General features: G+C 59.0%; 19 protein-coding genes. 12 read left to right on the top strand and 7 right to left on the bottom strand.

Annotated elements, in window-relative coordinates; all coding sequences use genetic code 11:
- Positions 1–866: 866 nt before the first annotated feature.
- Together J7E36_RS05860 and J7E36_RS05865 are read right to left on the bottom strand one after the other, a co-directional pair.
- Positions 867–2,141, bottom strand: coding sequence for a glycoside hydrolase family 68 protein (locus J7E36_RS05860; RefSeq protein ID WP_215000822.1), 1,275 nt, complete (start codon positions 2,139–2,141; stop codon positions 867–869).
- Between the two features lie 478 nt (positions 2,142–2,619).
- Entirely contained in the window at positions 2,620–3,078 is a 459-nt protein-coding gene (locus J7E36_RS05865; protein ID WP_215000825.1) for a GNAT family N-acetyltransferase, read from the bottom strand.
- 217 nt (positions 3,079–3,295) lie between these two features.
- Between J7E36_RS05865 and J7E36_RS05870 the strand changes: the two genes are divergently transcribed.
- The 4 genes from J7E36_RS05870 (at position 3,296) to J7E36_RS05880 (ending at position 5,656) form a co-directional block, all read left to right on the top strand.
- Positions 3,296–4,522: a colicin E3/pyocin S6 family cytotoxin gene (locus J7E36_RS05870; protein WP_231286430.1), complete on the top strand. Its 1,227-nt coding sequence runs from the start codon at positions 3,296–3,298 to the stop codon at positions 4,520–4,522.
- A gap of 7 nt (positions 4,523–4,529) precedes the next feature.
- Positions 4,530–4,784: a colicin E3-like toxin immunity protein gene (locus tag J7E36_RS05875; RefSeq protein WP_215000828.1), complete on the top strand. Its 255-nt coding sequence runs from the start codon at positions 4,530–4,532 to the stop codon at positions 4,782–4,784.
- A 185-nt stretch (positions 4,785–4,969) separates the two neighbouring features.
- Entirely contained in the window at positions 4,970–5,206 is a 237-nt protein-coding gene (locus J7E36_RS25500) for a DUF7683 domain-containing protein (protein ID WP_435304158.1), read from the top strand.
- A 222-nt stretch (positions 5,207–5,428) separates the two neighbouring features.
- On the top strand, positions 5,429–5,656 hold the full coding sequence (locus J7E36_RS05880) for a hypothetical protein (protein WP_215000831.1): 228 nt from the start codon (positions 5,429–5,431) through the stop codon (positions 5,654–5,656).
- Positions 5,657–5,742: 86 nt separating this feature from the next.
- On the opposite strand, the gene J7E36_RS05885 is transcribed toward J7E36_RS05880, so the two are convergent.
- Together J7E36_RS05885 and J7E36_RS05890 are read right to left on the bottom strand one after the other, a co-directional pair.
- Positions 5,743–6,705: a nucleotidyl transferase AbiEii/AbiGii toxin family protein gene (locus J7E36_RS05885; protein ID WP_215000834.1), complete on the bottom strand. Its 963-nt coding sequence runs from the start codon at positions 6,703–6,705 to the stop codon at positions 5,743–5,745.
- Positions 6,686–7,093, bottom strand: a complete 408-nt coding sequence (locus tag J7E36_RS05890) for a DUF6088 family protein (RefSeq protein WP_215000837.1) — start codon at positions 7,091–7,093, stop codon at positions 6,686–6,688. The genes J7E36_RS05885 and J7E36_RS05890 overlap by 20 nt, the downstream gene beginning before the upstream one ends.
- Positions 7,094–7,603: 510 nt before the next feature.
- On the opposite strand from J7E36_RS05890, the gene J7E36_RS05895 reads away from it, so the two are divergent.
- From J7E36_RS05895 to J7E36_RS05925, 8 genes are all read left to right on the top strand, one after another.
- A complete protein-coding gene (locus J7E36_RS05895) occupies positions 7,604–8,794 on the top strand; it encodes a colicin E3/pyocin S6 family cytotoxin (RefSeq protein WP_231286431.1) in 1,191 nt (396 codons plus the stop codon).
- Entirely contained in the window at positions 8,791–9,021 is a 231-nt protein-coding gene (locus J7E36_RS25505) for a DUF7683 domain-containing protein (RefSeq protein WP_435304159.1), read from the top strand. Before J7E36_RS05895 ends, J7E36_RS25505 begins: the two co-directional genes overlap by 4 nt.
- A 360-nt stretch (positions 9,022–9,381) precedes the next feature.
- Positions 9,382–10,005, top strand: a complete 624-nt coding sequence (locus tag J7E36_RS05900) for a CDP-alcohol phosphatidyltransferase family protein (protein ID WP_215000840.1) — start codon at positions 9,382–9,384, stop codon at positions 10,003–10,005.
- An 11-nt stretch (positions 10,006–10,016) separates the two neighbouring features.
- The gene (locus J7E36_RS05905) at positions 10,017–11,774 is read left to right on the top strand and encodes a bifunctional alpha/beta hydrolase/class I SAM-dependent methyltransferase (RefSeq protein ID WP_215000844.1); all 1,758 of its coding nucleotides are present in this window, start codon (positions 10,017–10,019) and stop codon (positions 11,772–11,774) included.
- Positions 11,774–13,099, top strand: a complete 1,326-nt coding sequence (locus tag J7E36_RS05910; RefSeq protein WP_215000846.1) for a phosphatase PAP2/dual specificity phosphatase family protein — start codon at positions 11,774–11,776, stop codon at positions 13,097–13,099. Before J7E36_RS05905 ends, J7E36_RS05910 begins: the two co-directional genes overlap by 1 nt.
- On the top strand, positions 13,089–13,544 hold the full coding sequence (locus J7E36_RS05915) for a hypothetical protein (RefSeq protein WP_215000849.1): 456 nt from the start codon (positions 13,089–13,091) through the stop codon (positions 13,542–13,544). The genes J7E36_RS05910 and J7E36_RS05915 overlap by 11 nt, the downstream gene beginning before the upstream one ends.
- A 9-nt stretch (positions 13,545–13,553) precedes the next feature.
- Positions 13,554–14,174: a lysophospholipid acyltransferase family protein gene (locus J7E36_RS05920; RefSeq protein WP_215000852.1), complete on the top strand. Its 621-nt coding sequence runs from the start codon at positions 13,554–13,556 to the stop codon at positions 14,172–14,174.
- 1 nt (position 14,175) lies between these two features.
- The gene (locus J7E36_RS05925; protein WP_215000855.1) at positions 14,176–15,108 is read left to right on the top strand and encodes a phosphatidate cytidylyltransferase; all 933 of its coding nucleotides are present in this window, start codon (positions 14,176–14,178) and stop codon (positions 15,106–15,108) included.
- A gap of 273 nt (positions 15,109–15,381) precedes the next feature.
- On the opposite strand, the gene J7E36_RS05930 is transcribed toward J7E36_RS05925, so the two are convergent.
- Genes J7E36_RS05930 through J7E36_RS05940 form a run of 3 tightly spaced genes read right to left on the bottom strand, consistent with a single transcriptional unit; the run spans position 15,382 to position 17,707 of the window.
- Positions 15,382–16,539 (bottom strand): glutathionylspermidine synthase family protein, encoded by a 1,158-nt coding sequence (locus J7E36_RS05930; RefSeq protein WP_215000858.1) that lies wholly within the window; start codon positions 16,537–16,539, stop codon positions 15,382–15,384.
- A gap of 11 nt (positions 16,540–16,550) precedes the next feature.
- On the bottom strand, positions 16,551–17,261 hold the full coding sequence (locus tag J7E36_RS05935; protein ID WP_215000859.1) for a DUF1190 domain-containing protein: 711 nt from the start codon (positions 17,259–17,261) through the stop codon (positions 16,551–16,553).
- A gap of 17 nt (positions 17,262–17,278) precedes the next feature.
- Positions 17,279–17,707 carry a DUF350 domain-containing protein gene (locus J7E36_RS05940; RefSeq protein WP_215000861.1) on the bottom strand — a complete coding sequence of 143 codons (429 nt, stop codon included), beginning with the start codon at positions 17,705–17,707 and terminating at the stop codon, positions 17,279–17,281.
- Positions 17,708–17,719: the final 12 nt, after the last annotated feature.

Genomic DNA, 17,719 nt, shown 5'->3' on the forward strand with positions numbered 1-17,719 from the left:
GGGGTTTATGGATCGGTTACGGAGCAATTAGGAAAAGAGGGTGGGCCTTGTCGGACGTTTCTTTTTCGGGCGTGGGCTTCAGGTAGAAGTCCAAGGCTCGCGTCGCTGCGTCGTCGTCGAGCTTTTTGTTACGAGCCGACTGGGCGCGGGATACGGTTTCGTCTGTCGCTGGAGGGTTCGGAGTAACTTTTGCCATCGTCTTGCTTCCTGTAGTTGGAGCCATCACCCGCTCGCGACTAAACGATGGGAGGCAGCTGTACGCAGGTTAGTCGACCGGGGAAACAAGAAACCGGCGCGTCCGAGGACGCCCTGCGCACAGCCACCATCGAGTTCAGGATGGAATCCTGACTGGATGACGCCTTGCACAACCTGTTTCATCCTGGGCGACTAAACCCGATCACTGATGAGCAGTGACAGGACTCAAACTACCGGCGTGGCCCAAGGTGCACAAGCCGGCGGATTCTGGCGTAGTTGTAGGCAATGGCGCAAGGCGGTGTGGGCTGGATATTGGGGTTGTGTCGGGCTGCTGATTGGTCTGTAGGATGCTGGTCTATTTGGCTGATAGGCCGCTATCGCGAGCAGGCTCGCTCCCACAGAGGAGCTGGTGTGCCTATGTCGCTACTGGCGACATGACGATGGAACGTGTCGCCGAAATCGAAAAATGGCGACACGCCAGGGTTTCAAAAATGGGATTGGCGGGAGCGCGACTGGATGCGTCCTTGCAGCCAGTCGCAAGAGGGTTTCCCCTCATTGTTCGATGGGGCTTGCGACCAACATCGCAATAAATCAGGCGGGATATCTCGATCATATCCGCAACGGTTTTGTCATCGACCACAAATCCGCTGCCTGAAAGCCCTGTGTTGCTATTACTTGAGCGCGACGTCGAGCATCGGCGGGATGTAACCGTAATCGTACTCGGCCACCACGAAGGTTTGCTGCCCTTTTATTTTCATGCCTACCGTGGGTGCCTCAGTGCCACCCACACGAATCTGCGTGCCGGTTTCGTCGGTCGGTACGCTGTCGATAAAGGAGGTCACCAGGCCGTTTGGCATCACGTAGTGCGAGTAGGTCTGGAATGGCTGGGAGGACGGGTTGCCCAGCACCAGGCCGGAACCGTTGAGCGGCACGTAAGGGCCGAACAGCGAATCCGCGACAAAACCGTACACGCCGTCCGGCCCGGTCACACCGTCGGCATAGGTGAAGGTGTGGCTGATCGTGAACAGGTAGTACTTGCCATCCTGGAACACGAAATGCGGGCGCTCGGTCTGGTCGTTGACCCCCACGGCCGTCAGCAGTGGCGGCAGCATTTCCCAGTCGTCCCCGTCTGCGTCGCGGGCCACGGCGATGCCAACACAGGCGGTCTGGAAGCGCGAGTTGCCGACATCTTCATAACCCGGCGGCACATCGCCGATTTCTGCCTCGCCTACCTTGTGCGAGCCGCGCTCACCGGCCACGTTACCCTCGAACAACATGTACAGCTTGCCGTCGTTAGGGTCGCGGAATGGCCATGGGTCACGAAATCCCCAGAAAGCGTTTTGGGCTTCGGTCTGGTACATCTTGCCGTCGGCCTCAAACAGCGGCTTGACCTTCTCGAAGCCGACCATGCTGACACCATGTTCAGTGGTTACCACCCGACCGCGCACCTTGACGATAGTCGCGCCTGGGGTGACGGCGGTGTAATACAGGTCCACTTCACCTCGGTCGTTCAACAAAATCGGCGTGCCGGCCCATTCGCGAGCGGTCGGCGAAACCCCTTCGGCCATCACGCGGCCACCGAATTCCCAGTTCTTGCCGGTCCGAGAAAACCAGTAGTACATCTTTGCCCGACCGTGACGATCGTTCCAATCGCGGAGGATGTCGTAGTTACCGTCCTCGTCAAGGTACTGCGGGTCGTTTGGATGACGATCGGCAGTCAGCGTGAAGATCACCGACCAGCCATCGACGGATGTCACGTTACCGTCCAAGTCGCGTAGGGGCATGGTGTCCCAGATAAACACGTCGTTGCTCAATACCGGGAAATCCGCGCTGACCAGCGGCTGGGTGGTGGTGGGATCGTCCGCCCGGACTTTCAGCGCATCCGCGCGGGTCCAACGGCTGGGTTGATGGGGGGTTACACCGAATTTTTCAGCGTTGGTTTTCATAAGCTATTACCTCGTCCATGAATGGATTCAAATAAACAACGGTTAAGAAATACTGTATGCGCATACAGTAAAACTACCTTATAGGGACGCATCCGCGCGGGTCAAGAAAAAAATGCATTTGTGCATAATTTGGTTTTTTCTTGAAGCTGATACGTTTCAGCTACAGTCGTTTACAGAAGTTAATTCATGGAGAGATCGACGACGTTGCCTGCACGCTCAGTGCTCTGAACCACTACTCATGGAAAGCGCGTAACGGGTGGAAGCAGTGAATGCCGGGTTCGGTTAACTCAGCGTGCATTCCGGCGCAAACCCGACACAACACGGGTAGCCATACGGGGGCTGTACAAAAGCTCGATGAGCACAGGGCAACAGGTTTTTTGAGGCGGCGTCGCTTGGTTGTCAGGGGACGACTTGTGTTCCGAGGTCACTCCCACAGAGGGAGATTGTGTGACCACGGCCTATGTCCTGATCCTGCCGCTTATAGGCTTCGGAACATCAGGCTTTGCTCTTTTCCCCAGGCCTCGAAGCGCTCCAAGACTTCCCAGCCAAGCTTGGCGTAGTACTGACTTTGGTTGTGGGTGTGCAGGTACAAGGTGGTGAATCCAGCCTCTTTTGCATGGCAGCAGATACCTTCGATCAATTGCGCGGCGAGCCCTCTGGGTCGAGCTTCGGGGGCGATGTATACGCAAGCGAGCCACGGGCCCAGCTCTGGCCGAGCAGGCAGGTCGTTGCTGGCAAGCGAGGCGCCGCCCAGCAATTGGCCTTGTTCCGTGGCGATCAGGCACTTCCACGAGCCATCGCCCTGCCCCGTCGAGAATTCATGCTGCCAATGGGTGAGGGATTGTTGCGCAAATTCGTAGCTGAATTCCCGATAAAGCCATTCGGCCATCAGGTCGCATTTATCCATTTGTTTTTCGAGCCAATCTATCCGCAACATCTGAAACGCTCCTTGTAAATGCCTTCTTCAACTAGGGGCAATGCCGTTCCTTCACACTATCCAAACGTCCGATCCATCAGCAACTTCAGTCTCTCCGCGCTTTTCCTACAGAGCCTATGGAAAACGGCACGCCTGATACAAAAAAGCCCCTACAGCGCTGCCCTCTACCCCTGCGTTAGCGTCCGTCCTGCCTTGACTGGACGAGACTTCCCCTTCCGTGACACGCAAAAAAGATATCCCCCAAGTTAAAAACCCGCCCGGCGGCGACGGCCATTACGTCACCTATCGGGACATGACGCCCAGCGAACTGGCCGCGCGCGAAGCCGGGCAATTGGCTCATGAGGCCATGCTTGCCCGGCAGGCGGCCTATGAAAAGGAACGCTGGGCCACGGTGGAGAAAAAGCTACGACCCGTGATTGGAAGCGTGTTCGCCAAGAGCTGCAAACTGCCTGACGGCATTACTGATTACAGCAATCCCAACGGCTACGTGCCGGCAGACCTGGTCAAGCAGTACGGCGAACTGGTTTGGCTTGGCGGCCGGCAGGCTGACGCATCGGGGGCTGTTCCGCTCAAGCGGATTGCCGCTGGTGTGATACCCGCTTCGGTGGGCAGCCTCGCCCTCGGCGGTACCGCGCTTGAAACGGTCGGGGCGACGGTAGGCGGCACCGTCGCCACTGGGTTGTTAACCGGCCTGGTCGCCTTGCTCTGGCCTTCCAGCCTGGGGGATAGCTCGCTTTATTCCGAAGAACAACTACGCAATCTCAAGCAGGCTCGCAGTCGTGTGCGTTTGCAAATCGAGCAGCAGGCGGATGGCAGCCTCAAGGGGTATGGCTATTACACCGGGCAGAATCGCGATTGGGAGATGGTGGATGTGGTTCACCTCGTTCCTCGGGCTGACCAGTACGTTGCTGATCTGGGCGATGGTGTCGAGCTGATCTGGACGCCGGCTATTGATCCGGCTGACACGCTGGGTATTCCCGCTTTGGAAGCGGCGCCTCAGGCGCCTGCGGTCTGGATCTATCCACCGACGCCGATGGCCGACAGCATTATTGTTGATCCGATTTATCCGCCGGAGTATCGGGATTTTATTCTGGTGTTTCCGGCTGATTCGGGGGTTAGGCCGGTTTATGTTGTTCTGAGTGTGCCTCGCAAAGGGTTAGCCGAAGCCGGACACGGCTATCACCCAGCGCCGAAAACGCATGAAATAACCGGCTTTCCCGGATTGAAAAGAGGCAAGAAAAAAACGCCGGCGCAAGGAGGCGGGAGCCTTCGGGATCGATGGATTGATGCAAAGGGGAGAACAATCTATGAATGGGATTCCTCACACGGCGAATTGGAAGCCTACCGTTCAAGCGACGGCAGCCATCTAGGTGCGTACGATCCCATCACTGGCGAACAAACAGACGGCCCCAAAAAAAACCGCAGCATCAAGAAATATCTGTGAGGACTAGATGGGACTCAAACTGAGACTTGAGTGGTATAGCAAGAAAACAGAATCTTATGAGGGGGAAGAATATTCAAAAGATTTTGGCGAAGACAGCGGTGTTATTGACGCGCTGGGAGTTCCACTCTCGAACAGCATAAACAATGGGGGATTTGATGTACCCCTGGAATGGGTAGATATCCTGCAACCCCACTTTCAGCATCCTATTGATTGGGCCAGCTACGACTATCAAGTTGCATTCGACTATCGCGACAATTGGTAACTACGCACTGGTTCCGGATCACCGGAGCCCATCTGGGAGCGGGCTTGGAATCGCGAAGACACCGGCACAGTCACTATCGTCGCCATCTGACACTCCGCTATCGCGAGCAGGCTCGCTCCCACATTTGAATGGGGTGTCCGCGGGTACACAATCAAACCAGCCAATCCGAAACGGAAGATAGAACCATGATTTTTGAAATTTGTGCATTCGACAAAACCACTGAGGATCTAAAGTTTGTACTCCCGATTCCACTTGGTCACGTTGATGAGCTGAGAGCGATCATGCATTGGATCAAACCCGAGGACGAATTGTTCGTATACAACCTAACCCAGGATCAAATCATCCAAATCGAAAAAATGATAGGTACGAACTTCGATGATCCGAAATACGACTTCCAGATTTCATCGCACATGGGAAATTAGTGCAGGTTTAGTGGGTGGGGATGAATATCAGACACCTCGCCGAATAACCACTCTTCCTAGGCAACGTTCGGTGGCGACTTTCCATCGCAACGCGGACTCAGGCAGGTTGAAGATGGTAGGCGCTGAACCTGCACAGAACAGCGGCTGGCTCCGGGGGAGAAATCGGCGAGCTGCCAGAGGAGAAGAATTAAAACCCGCCAACCGAACGAGGACGATAGAACCATGAACCACGCAATAATGGGCGTAGTTGACGGAGAGGATTTTGCTTCGTACGAGATAAAGCTCCCTATTGAAAGCAAGGACCTTGCGAAAATAATGAACTGGGTGCAGGAGGAAGATTACTTGTACGACTATCGATTAGATAAAGCTCAAATTGAAGCTTTGGAGGAGGCATGCTCAATCGAGCTACCTCGAAACCTGGTACTTTTTTTAACCAGCGGCGGCGCTTGATCGGCAGTGAGACGCTCTCAAAGCAGAGTTTCCGACCAGGCCACAGGGTTTGGTTGAGGGACGGGTGATTTTTTAAGTAGAAGAATTTAAAGGGTCTTGATCAAAGCTTCAGCATGGAGCCGAAACACGGCATACGCTTCATCGAAGCTGGGGCGCACAGCGCCGAAAATCAGCGGCATCAGCTTTGCGTTGTACTGGCCACGAATCTCGGCATCCGAGCCTACCTGCCGAAGCGCCTCCCGCATGACGTGCCCCGGATCGGCACCGAACGGCAGAAACTGTCGACCAAATTCTTGAGCATCGAATGCTACCAGCTGTTTGAAACCGCCAGCAGCTCGTTCGCCAACAGCAGGATCGCCGAGGCTTATGCAGTAAACATCGTAGATATGCCGCACTAACGTATCGTCCCACGCTTGAAGCATGGCACCAGCGCGGTGCTGGGCATAGCGCCGTAGAAATGAAATGACTTTCTCGGCCAGCGTTTCTTCAACCGCCACACAGGAAATATCGCCCATTTCTCCAAGCCTCGCGGCAAGTCGATTCACCAGATATTCCAGCGGCTGCTGCGTCGTTTCAAATTGCGGGGTCCGCGCAGTCAGTTCGAGACTTAAATACGGGCGCAGACTGGCATCGTGGGGATACCGCGGGGAATATTGCCAACGGCTGGCGAAGTATCGGTTTTCATTCCGGGCAACACGCTCCTCTACGCTTTCCTCGAAGCCGAGCCTGGTGAGTGCACGACACACCTCTACTTTCAGTTGGCTGAGGTGACGCTTTCGAGCCGAGGCGCTCAAGGTCTGCGGCTCATCCAGTACGATTTTCAAGTCGACGTCTTCGGACATGCGCTCGATCAGTCGATAGGCCTTGGACAAGCTCGTTCCACCACAAAACACCAAGCGAGTACCTGGAAACCGCATACCCATCAGGGCCTGCAAAGCATCCGTTACGTGCACGTCTTTTTCCAGAATGCTGGCCGTCAGCAGTCCGACACCGCCCTCGGCCAATACGGCATCGATTAGCTCAACCTGCTCAAGCGTGATGGTTTTCATAGACAACGTAACGGCCGCCAAAGCCAAGTTTCCGATTGATGCGCCGTGGTCCCGTGTCAAAAACGATACCGGCAGGCAGTTGCAAGCTGTCGCTGGCGTTGTATTCACGCGCTGCACGACCTGCGGTGATCTTCACGCCAAGCTTTTGCAAAACCAAAGGCGCCAAAACTTCAAGCGGACGAACCGGGATCGGCTTGCCCGTGAGCACGCTCGGTTTCGCCTTTGCGAAAACGCCTACGCCGAGCTTGACCAATACGCCATTGGCAACCAGATGACGTAAGGCTCGCGATACCTGAGCGGGGCTGCCAAAGCCGTAAAACTCGGAACGCAGAAACACATCGTCCTTGCGCAAAGCGATTGATCTTTTAAGCCGCTCTTCGATAACCATGGCTCACCACCGATATCACTAAACCAGAAATATCCAATAACCATTTGTTTAATAAGAATTTTTTTAAACAAACAATGCTCATTCTGCGCTGAGTATAAATCAGTGCAGGAATACTGACCAATGCCCCCGAAAAACTACTGTGCGAGACTCGAGCCTTTTCCGACATTTGACCAGTCTGGGGGAGCGGGCTTGCCCGCGAAGGCGTCGGCTTAGCCAAAATCGTCGCCAGCTGACATTCCGCTATCGCGAGCAGGCTCACTCCCTAGAGGACGGGGGCTGGGCTTGAGTGGTTGGCGCGCTGGAGGCGGGGCGCGTTATTTGTAGCGGTAGGTATGCGGGCCGTACTTATCGACATATTCCAGCAGAAATATGAACCCACTGATTTGTAAAACTGCTTCTCACAAGACTTGTGGAGAAAGGGCACAGCCTTCACAGAAGCGCCCTACAGCGCTGCCCTCAACCCCTGCGTTAGCGTCCGTCCTGCCTTGACTGGACGAGACTTACCCCTCCGTGACACGCAAAAAAGATATCCCCCAGGTTAAAAACCCGCCCGGCGGCGACGGGCATCACGTCACCTATCGGGACATGACGCCCAGCGAACTGGCCGCGCGCGAAGCCGGGCAATTGGCTCATGAGGCCATGCTTGCCCGGCAGGCTGCCTATGAAAAGGAACGCTGGGCCACGGTGGAGAAAAAGCTACGACCCATGGTTGGAAGCGTGTTCGCCAAGAGCTGCAAGCTGCCTGACGGCATTACCGACTACAGCAATCCCAACGGCTACGTGCCGGCAGACCTGGTCAAGCAGTACGGCGAGTTGGTTTGGCTCGGCGGCAGGCAGGCTGACGCATCGGGGGCTGTTCCGCTCAAGCGGATTGCCGCTGGTGTGATACCCGCTTCGGTGGGCAGCCTCGCCCTCGGCGGTACCGCGCTTGAAACGGTCGGGGCGACGGTAGGCGGCACCGTCGCCACTGGGTTGTTAACCGGCCTGGTCGCCTTGCTCTGGCCTTCCAGCCTGGGCGATAGCTCGCTTTATTCCGAAGAGCAACTGCGCAATCTCAAGCAGGCGCGCAGCCGTGTGCGTTTGCAAATTGAGCAGCAGGCGGATGGCAGACTCAAGGGTTATGGCTATTACACCGGGCAGCGTCGTGATTGGGAAATGGTGGATGTGGTTCACCTTGTCCCTTGGGCTGACCGGTACGTTGCTGATCTGGGCGACGGCGTGGAGTTGATCTGGACGCCTGCTATTGATCCGGCTGACACGCTGGGTATCCCGGCCTTAGAAGCGGCGCCTCAGGCGCCTGCGGTTTGGATCTATCCGCCGACACCGATGGCCGACAGCATTATTGTTGATCCGATTTATCCGCCGGAGTATCGGGATTTTATTTTGGTGTTTCCGGCTGATTCGGGGGTTAGGCCGGTTTATGTTGTTGTGAGTGTTCCGGGGGATCACAAGTATTACCCTTCCCCATCATCACTCCCAGCGTTCCCCGATGCGAAGTCTGCCCCGATGAAAACGGTTGTACGCGGAGGAGGCAAAAAACGCCGGCGTTGGAAAGATCGCTCAGGAACGATCTATGAATGGGACTCACAACATGGCGCGGTGGAGGTATACACAAAACAAGGTAAGCACCTAGGCGAGTTCAACGCCGAAACGGGCGAGCAAACAAAACCTGCGGATCCATCGAGAAGAGTAGAAAAATGAAACATGTAATCGAGGTTTTCGACAGGGTGACCGAAGAGTTATTGCAGAGCGTGGAAATACCACTGTCGTATTCAGAGCAATTAGCGGAGCTAATGGGATGGACGCAGCCTGAAGACCCATATGATGGGTACGACCTTCTGCCAGATCAGATAAAGACATTAGAGAAGTGGACCCACACGACATTAAACGGCGACAACCGAATTATCCAAATTGTTTGCATTGAATAATTTATCTCTGCGGCACTGTCGCAGGCTCGTACACCGCCATCGCGAGCAAGCTTTGCTCCCACAGCGGACTAGCGGTGGGCCTGAGATTCAGGATCATCCCGCGGTCTCTGTGGGAGCGGGCTTGCTCGCGAAGGCGGCGCATCAGTCGGCATAGGTGTTAACTGATAAACCGTATTCGCGAGCAAGCCCGCTCCCACCTTTGAAAATGCGTGGTGCCAGCCGGGCCCACGCTGGCAGATCCATCCGAGATGTATACCCAAGCCCAAATCTCGAGAAATACCCACCAGCAACCCTCCAACCTATCGTAATCTCGCACCTGCGCACCGCTCATCCGAAAAACCGGCCCGAGATTCCGTTCCAATGCCTTCCATTTACCAGCTCAAACCCGCTTTCCAGAACTTGCTGCGCCCCGCCGTCCAGCGCCTCTATGACAAGGGCGTGACTGCCAATCAGGTCACCCTGCTCGCCGGCATCATTTCGGTGCTGGTGGGGGCGGTGATTGCCTGGTTCGCCGATCACCCGTGGGTGTTCGTGCTGGTGCCGGTCTGGATGTTCCTGCGCATGGCCTTGAATGCGGTGGACGGCATGCTGGCGCGGGAGTTTGGGCAGCAATCGCATCTGGGCGCCTACCTCAATGAGCTATGCGATATCATCGCCGACGCTGCCTTGATCCTGCCTTTTGCCCTGATTCTCGATGCCAGTCTGTTGCTGGTGTTGTGCGTCACTCTGTTGGCGTTGTTCAGTGAATACGCTGGCGTGTTGGGGGCGATGGTCGGGGCTTCGCGGCGCTATGACGGGCCGATGGGCAAAAGTGATCGGGCCTTTGTGTTTGGCGTGTTGGCCACCGGGGTTGCCCTGGGTTGGCTCGGCGCCGGGTGGGTCGATGGTGTGATGGCGGTGGTTGCCGCCCTGTTGGTTTATACCTTGGTCAACCGGGTCCGTCGTGGCCTGGGCCAAGTGAAGGAAAACGCTCCCTCAGCATAAAGGAACTTGCAATGCGCGAAGCTCAAGACCGGACGTTCACCACCCACGATGGCGTGGAGTTGTTCTACCGGCACTGGCCGGCCGTGGCCGCGGACCCGGGTGAACCCCGCCAGGCTGTGTTGTTGTTTCACCGTGGTCATGAGCACTCCGGGCGCATTGCGCACCTGGTGGATGAGCTGGATTTGCCCGGTTTCGAGTTCTTTGCCTGGGACGCCCGCGGCCATGGGCAGTCTCCCGGCGCACGGGGCGACAGCCCGAGTTTCGCCACCAGCGCGCGGGACGTGCAGACCTTTTGCGATCACATCGGCGCGACGCATCAGATCGACGAGCAGAACATTGCCGTGGTGGCGCAGAGCGTCGGCGCGGTGATTGCGTCGACCTGGGTCCACGATTACGCGCCGCGCATTCGCTCGCTGGTGCTGGCGTCGCCGGCGTTCAAGGTGAAGCTCTACGTGCCGTTCGCCCGTCCGGGGCTGGCGCTGATGCGCAAGTTTCGCGGCAACTTTTTCGTCAACAGTTACGTCAAGGCCAAGTTCCTCAGCCATGATCCGGAGCGGGTGGCGTCCTACGACAGCGATCCGCTGATCACCAAGGCGATTTCGGTGAACGTGTTGCTGGGCTTGTACGAGGCTGCCGACCGCGTGGTCGCCGATGCCCAGGCGATCCAGGTGCCGACGCAGCTGTTGATTTCCGGTTCCGACTTCGTGGTGCACCGCAAACCCCAGGAGCAGTTCTTCGAGCGGCTGGGCAGCGTGCACAAGGAGAAACACATCCTGCCGGGGTTCTTCCACGACACCCTGGGCGAGAAAAACCGCGCACCGGCCATTGCCAGTGCACGGCGTTTCATCCTGCAGAATTTTGCCCGCCCGTTGGACCGCCCTTCCCTGCTGGACGCCGACCGCCTGGGCGCGACCTGCGCCGAGTCCGAGTCGCTGGCCACGCCGCTGCCGCACAATTCGCTGCGCGATTTGTACTGGCGCATGACCCGCGCCAGCATGCGTTTCGGCAGCAAGCTGTCGGCCGGGGTGAAGTTGGGTTTTGACACCGGTTTCGACTCCGGCAGCACCCTGGATTACGTCTACCGCAATCGCCCTACCGGCACCTCGCCGATTGGCAAGATGATCGACCAGAACTACCTGAACTCCATCGGCTGGCGCGGCATTCGCCAGCGCAAGCTGAACGTCGAGGAGTTGCTGCGTCTGGCGATGGGCAAGTTGCGCGAAGAGAACCGCGAGGTGCGCATCGTCGACATCGCCGCCGGTCATGGCCGCTACATTCTCGAGGCGCTACAAGGCGTCAGCCCGTTGCCCGAATCGATCCTGCTGCGTGACTACAGCGACATCAACGTGCGCGACGGCAGCGCGTTGATCGTCGAAAAAAACCTCGGCGAGATTGCACGTTTCGTCAAAGGTGACGCCTTCGACCGCCAGGATCTTGCCGCGCTGGAGCCCAAGCCGACCCTTGCCGTGGTCTCCGGTTTGTACGAGTTGTTTGCCGACAACCAAATGGTCGGCGGTTCGCTCGCCGGCCTGGCCGAAGCGGTGGAGCCCGGTGGTTTCCTGATCTACACCGGCCAGCCGTGGCACCCGCAACTGGAGCTGATCGCTCGCGCGCTCACCAGTCACCGCGCCGGCCAGGCCTGGGTGATGCGTCGGCGCAGCCAGGCCGAGATGGATCAGTTGGTTGAGGCGGCGGGTTTCCGCAAGATCACCCTGCGGGTCGATGAGTGGGGCATCTTCAGCGTTTCGCTGGCTCAGCGCGTGCAGTGATGAGCGCCGTCATCGCCCCCGCCCGCGAGCCCGCCCTGTTGAAACCGGCGGTGTGCTGGCTGCTGTTGCTTGCGCCGCTGTTCTTCAGCACCTACGGCTTCGCGACGTGGGTGACGTCCCAGCGCGACGACGTCGGCACGCTGGTGTTCGGCTGGGAAAGCCACCTGCCGTTCATGGCCTGGACCATCGTGCCGTACTGGTCGATTGATCTGCTTTACGGCCTGTCGCTGCTGTTGCCCAGCACGCGCGCCGAACTCAAGCGCCACGCCTTGCGCCTGCTCACGGCGCAGGCGATCGCGGTCAGTTGCTTCCTGATCTGGCCGTTGCGCTTCACCTTTCCCCGGCCGGAAATGGACGGGGTGTTCGGTTGGCTGTTCGACGTGCTCGCCGGTTTCGACAAGCCGTTCAACCAGGCGCCGTCGCTGCACATCGCGCTGCTGGTGATTCTCTGGGTCTGCTATGAGCGGCATTTGCAGGGCGCTTGGCGCTGGCTGATGCACGGCTGGTTCGCGCTGATCGGTGTGTCGGTGCTGACCACTTACCAGCATCACTTTGTCGACGTGCCGACCGGTGCATTGGCCGGTTGGCTGTGCGTCTGGTTGTGGCCGCTGGACCGGCCGAGCCCGCTGCAAAGTGCTCGCCTGACCTCGAACCGCAGCCGTCTGCAACTGGCGCTGCGTTATGGCCTGGGTGCGGCGGCGCTGTTCATACCGGCGTTCGCCTTTGGCGGCACCTGGCTGTGGTTGATCTGGCCGGCGGTGGCGGTGCTGATGGTGGCGCTGAATTATTTGCTGTTCGATGCCGGCGGGTTTCAGAAACGTGCCGATGGTCGGCTGAGCCCGGCGGTGCGCTGGTTGCTGGCGCCGTATCTGGCGGCGGCATGGATCAACTCCCGTTGCTGGACGCGCAAGCATCCGCAGCCAGATCACGTGACCGATAACGTCTGGCTCGGGCGCATCCCGACGCCGTTGGAGTTGAAGGACAGCGCGTTTGCCGGGGTGCTGGATCTCTGCGCCGAGTTGTCCATGGACAGCACCGGCATCGCCTATCGCTCGTTGCCGGTGCTGGACCTCACGGCGCCGACCACCGAGCAATGCCTTGAAGCAGCGAAGGCCATCGAAAGCCTGCGCCAACACGGGCCGGTGCTGGTCTGCTGCGCCTTGGGTTATTCGCGCAGCGCCACGGCGGTGATCGCCTGGCTGCTGCACAGCGGCCGGGCGGCGAGCGTGGACGCGGCGATTGTGCAGATCCAACGGGTTCGCCCGCGGATTGTCTTGCATCAGGCGCACCGTCAGGCGCTGGAGCCGCTGCGCCATGAGCAGTGACATGCAACTGCACACCGTGGCGAGCCTGTTGCGTCGGGGCCATTCGCTGGACCAGTTTTCCACCGGGCTGACCTTGTTGGCGGCGCTGTTGGGATTGGGTCAGTGGCTGGCGGGCAGCGTCAATCCGTGGCTGCTGTTGTTCAGCATCGTGCTGTTCAGCCTCGGCGTGCTGCAAAAATACTGGGCGTTGCGCGTGGCGTTCGATGCCGATCTGTTCCAGCGCGTGGCGGACGCCACCCAACCGCTGGCCGAGCGCAGCCAGGCCCTGGATCAGGCCCTCGCCGCGCTTGGTTTGCAACCGGCCGAACGCGGCGGGCGTCCCTGGAGCGAACGCAGCGATGGCGCCTTGCGCTTGCTGCGCAGGCAGTCGCTGTTGCTGGCGCTACAAGTTGTCTGGACGCTGGGCTTCATCCTGGCCAGCCCTTGGTTAGCTTTTTCAGGATAAGGAATCTTCATGTTCGAACCCGTGGTTGCCAACCTCATCACCTCCGCCGCCCGCATGGTCACCGGCGCCCGCAGCCTGTGGCTCGGCAGCGCGCCGCGACCGGTGCAGCGGATCTACTTCGCCAACCACAGCAGCCACGGTGACTTCGTGCTGCTCTGGGCCTCGCTGCCGCCGGCGCTGCGCAAGCTCACCCGGCCCGTGGCAGGTTCCGATTACTGGCAGAAGAGCCCGCTGCGCCGCTACATCATCAACCGGGTGTTCAACGGTGTGCTGGTGGACCGCGAGCGCAAGGACCCTTCGTACAATCCGTTGCAGCCGATGCTCGAAGCCCTGGAAAGCGGCGACTCGCTGATCATCTTTCCCGAGGGCACGCGCAACCCCGGGGAAGGCTTGCTGCCCTTCAAGAGCGGGATCTACCACTTGATGAAAAGTCATCCCGAGGTCGAGGTGATCCCGGTGTGGATCGCCAACCTCAACCGCGTCATGCCCAAGGGCCGGATGCTGCCACTGCCGCTGTTATGCACCACCAGTTTCGGTGCGCCGCTGTGCATCGAAGAGGGTGAGAGCAAAGAGCATTTTCTCGAACGCAGCCGCGCCGCGCTGCTGGCACTGGCCCCGGAGCACGTCTGACATGGATCGATATACCCTGATGTTGTTTGGCGGGATCGGCGCCATTCTGGTGCTGGCTTCGCTGGTCGGTTTCATCCTCAAGCTGAAAACCCGCGGCGCGCCGAACTCGGTCATCGACAACCTCAACGCGCGGATCAATGCCTGGTGGATCATGGTGCTGGTGATCGGCATCGCGTTCTGGCTTGGCAACGCGGCGGTGATCCTGCTGTTCTACGCGGTGTCGTTCTACGCCCTGCGGGAATTCCTGACCCTGACGCCGACCCGGCGCAGTGATTATCCGGCGCTGGTGGCCGCGTTCTACCTGGCGCTGCCGCTGCAATACCTGCTGATCTACTACGACTGGTACGGACTGTTTTCGATCTTCATCCCGGTGTATGTGTTCCTGCTGCTGCCGATCCTGGCGTCCCTGGGCGGCGACAGCACGCACTTCCTCGAACGCGCTTCCAAGGTGCAATGGGGGTTGACGATCGCGGTGTTCTGCATCTCGTTCGTGCCGGCCTTGCTGACCTTGGACATCGCCGGTTTTGAAGGACGTAACCTGCTGCTGATCGCTTACCTGGTGATCGTGGTGCAGCTGTCGGATGTGCTGCAGTACGTGTGCGGGAAGTTGTTCGGCAAACGCAAGATCGCCCCGAACCTGTCGCCGTCGAAAACCGTCGAGGGCTTTGTCGGCGGTATTTTCCTGGCCTCGCTGATCGGCGGCGCGCTGTGGTGGATCACGCCGTTCAACCCGTGGCAGTCGTTCCTGATCGCGTTGCTGATCAACCTGCTGGGCTTTGCCGGTGGCATCGTCATGTCGGCGATCAAGCGCGACCGCGGCGTCAAGGACTGGGGACACATGATCGAAGGCCATGGCGGCATGCTCGATCGGCTCGACTCGGTGTGTTTCGCCGCGCCGATCTTCTTTCACTTGGTGCGGTACTGGTGGACTTGAAACAGTCTGCAGTGAACACCTGACCTGTGGGAGCGAGCCTGCTGGCGATAGGGACATGTCAGCTGACATCAATGTTGGCTGATCCACCGCTATCGCGAGCAGGCTCGCTCCCACCAGGGAACTGTGGCGGGTGCAGGTTCCGGCCTCACTGAAGATCCACTGTGGGAGCGAGCCTGCTCGCGATGGCGGCAAGTCAGTCGACAAAGATGCAAGCGGGTCCACCGCTATCGCGAGCAAGCTCGCTCCCACAGGGGTTCTCAGTATGGGCGGCAATCAGTCAAGGATAAGGTGCGGCAAAAACCGGCTCGAATCCTTGGTGATCAGGCTATTGTCTTCCCGCACGCCAATGCCCGCTGCCTGGTCGCCAATCACCCACGAACCAATCAGCGTGTAGCTGTCGCCAAAGCGCGGCAGCGGCGCGAATTCCTGGAGGATGAACGGGGCGTCGGTGTACGGGCCGTCTTCCTTCACGATCAAGCCATCGGCCGTCTGTAGCTCGATGTTGGCGCCCTCGCGGGAAAAGAACGGCTTGCGCACCCAGCCCTTGGGCACCGCTTTACCGGGGTCGGTATCCAGGCGGGCCTCAAGCAGGTTCGGATGCCCTTTGTTGAACTCCCACAACAACGGCAGGATGCCTTTGTTGGAGATGATCGATTTCCAGGCCGGTTCGAAAAACTGCGTGTCGCTCTGGGCAATGGCCGCGCCGAACGGCTCGTGGAAGATGAATTCCCAGGCGTGCAGCTTGAACAGGTGGGGAATCCAGCGCTCTTGCAGATCGACGAAGCGCCCTTCGCTGTTCAGGCCGATGTCTTCGATGTCGATGTGTCGCGATTCGATGCCGACGGTCTCCGCGATCAGGCGCAGGTAGTCGGTGGTGCCTTTGTCTTCGACCGAGTCTTTCATCGAGGCAAAGTAGAACGGCTGCTTGAGCTGCAATTGGGCAAACGCCTGGTGCAGCTTGGTGTCGATGCTGTTGAACTGGTCGACATGCGCAGGCAGCAAACCACGTTCGATGCACTGCTCCAGCCAACCCCACTGAAACGCCGCCGCTTCGTACAGGCTGGTCGGCGTGTCGTAGTTGAGTTCCAGCAGCTTGGCGGGACCGTTGCCGTTGTAGGAGAAATCCATGCGCCCATACAGGTGCGGGTGGCCTTCGAGCCATGAAGTGCGCACCAGGTCGAAGAACGGCGCGGGGATGCTCAGTCGCTCCAGCATTTCTTCGCTCTGCACCACGCGGGCCACAAGGTCCATGCACATCTGATGGATCTCGGTGGTCGGGTCTTCGAGGTCATTCTCGATCTGCTTGAGCGTGAACTGGTAGTAGGCGCTCTCGTCCCAATAGGGTTCGTCGTCGATGGTGTGGAACAGAAAGCCGAGTTTTTCGGCCGTCTGTTTCCAGTCATGCCGTTCTGCGCAATGGATCTTCTTCATGGCCTCGCCCCTCAGCCGCCGGAGCTGCTCGAACCGCCCCAACCACTGCGAGCACTGGCCTTGCTGCCGAAGCCGCCCCGGGAGGTGGAAGAGGCCACGGAGATCGACTTGTTGGCGGACCGGATGGTATCGGTGTAGCTGCCATACCGCGCCTGGTTCGACTTGGTAAAGGTCAAGCCTTTGGCAACCCGCTGGGCGAGCGTCGAGGACGCGTAGCCACCGCGATCATCGCGGTAGCGGTAGACCGGCTCGGAGTAATAGCTGTTGCGGTTGCTGCTCAGCATGTTGCCGATCAGCAAGCCGGTCAGCAGGCTGCCGCCGGAGAAGCCCGAACCACCGGTGCCCGCTGCCGAGGCCGGCAATTGGGCCGCGGCGGCGTCCACCTGGGACTGCGTGACTTCGCCATTGGCGGTCAGTTCGAAGCCGCCCAGCTTGGGGATGAATTTGCCGGTGGAATCCTGCTGGCACCAGTCGGCGACAAAGTCGGCGTCGCAATCGGCCTGGCTGTCGTACACCGGCGCAATGCTGCGGTGTTCAGCCATGGCTTTCATGTAGGCGTCGGAGCAGACGTCCACCGGCAGTTTTTCATCGACGCATTGCTGCACGGACTGGAAGTTGTACTTCTTCTGCAACGGGTAGGTTTTTTCCGTCGGCCCGCAACCGGATATCGCCATGGCGACCGACGCGGCCAGCGAAAGCTGTACGTACTTGCTTCGTTTCATCGGGCCTCCTGGCGCGATCAGTTCGAGGACGGCGTCATGCACGCGGCGTTCAACATGCCGACGCTGATGGCCACGGCCGCGATGTAGATGCCCGTGGCGATTTCACCGTTCTTGATACGCTGCGAAGCTCCCTTGAGCACCAGGCTGGTGACCAGAAAGGCCAGCAACTGGACAAACGCGGCGATCACCGCCCAGACGACGAAGTCGAGGAGGCTGACCGAGTAGGCAATCACGTTGCTGGCCGGGATGGCGAAACCGATCATCGCGCCGCCCAGGGCGATGGCCGCAGCCACGTTGCCTGAGCGGATCAGCTCGAACTCTTTGTGCGGGGTGATGCGGGTGTAGATGAACTGGAACAGCGCGAACAGCACGGCGGCGCCGAGAATGTACAACACGAAGCCGAACACGGCAGCTTTGTTCAGGGAAATGGACAGCGCTTCAAGCATGGACGTCTTCCT

This window comes from Pseudomonas fluorescens (genome assembly GCF_018614775.1).
GTDB lineage: Bacteria > Pseudomonadota > Gammaproteobacteria > Pseudomonadales > Pseudomonadaceae > Aquipseudomonas > Aquipseudomonas fluorescens_BY.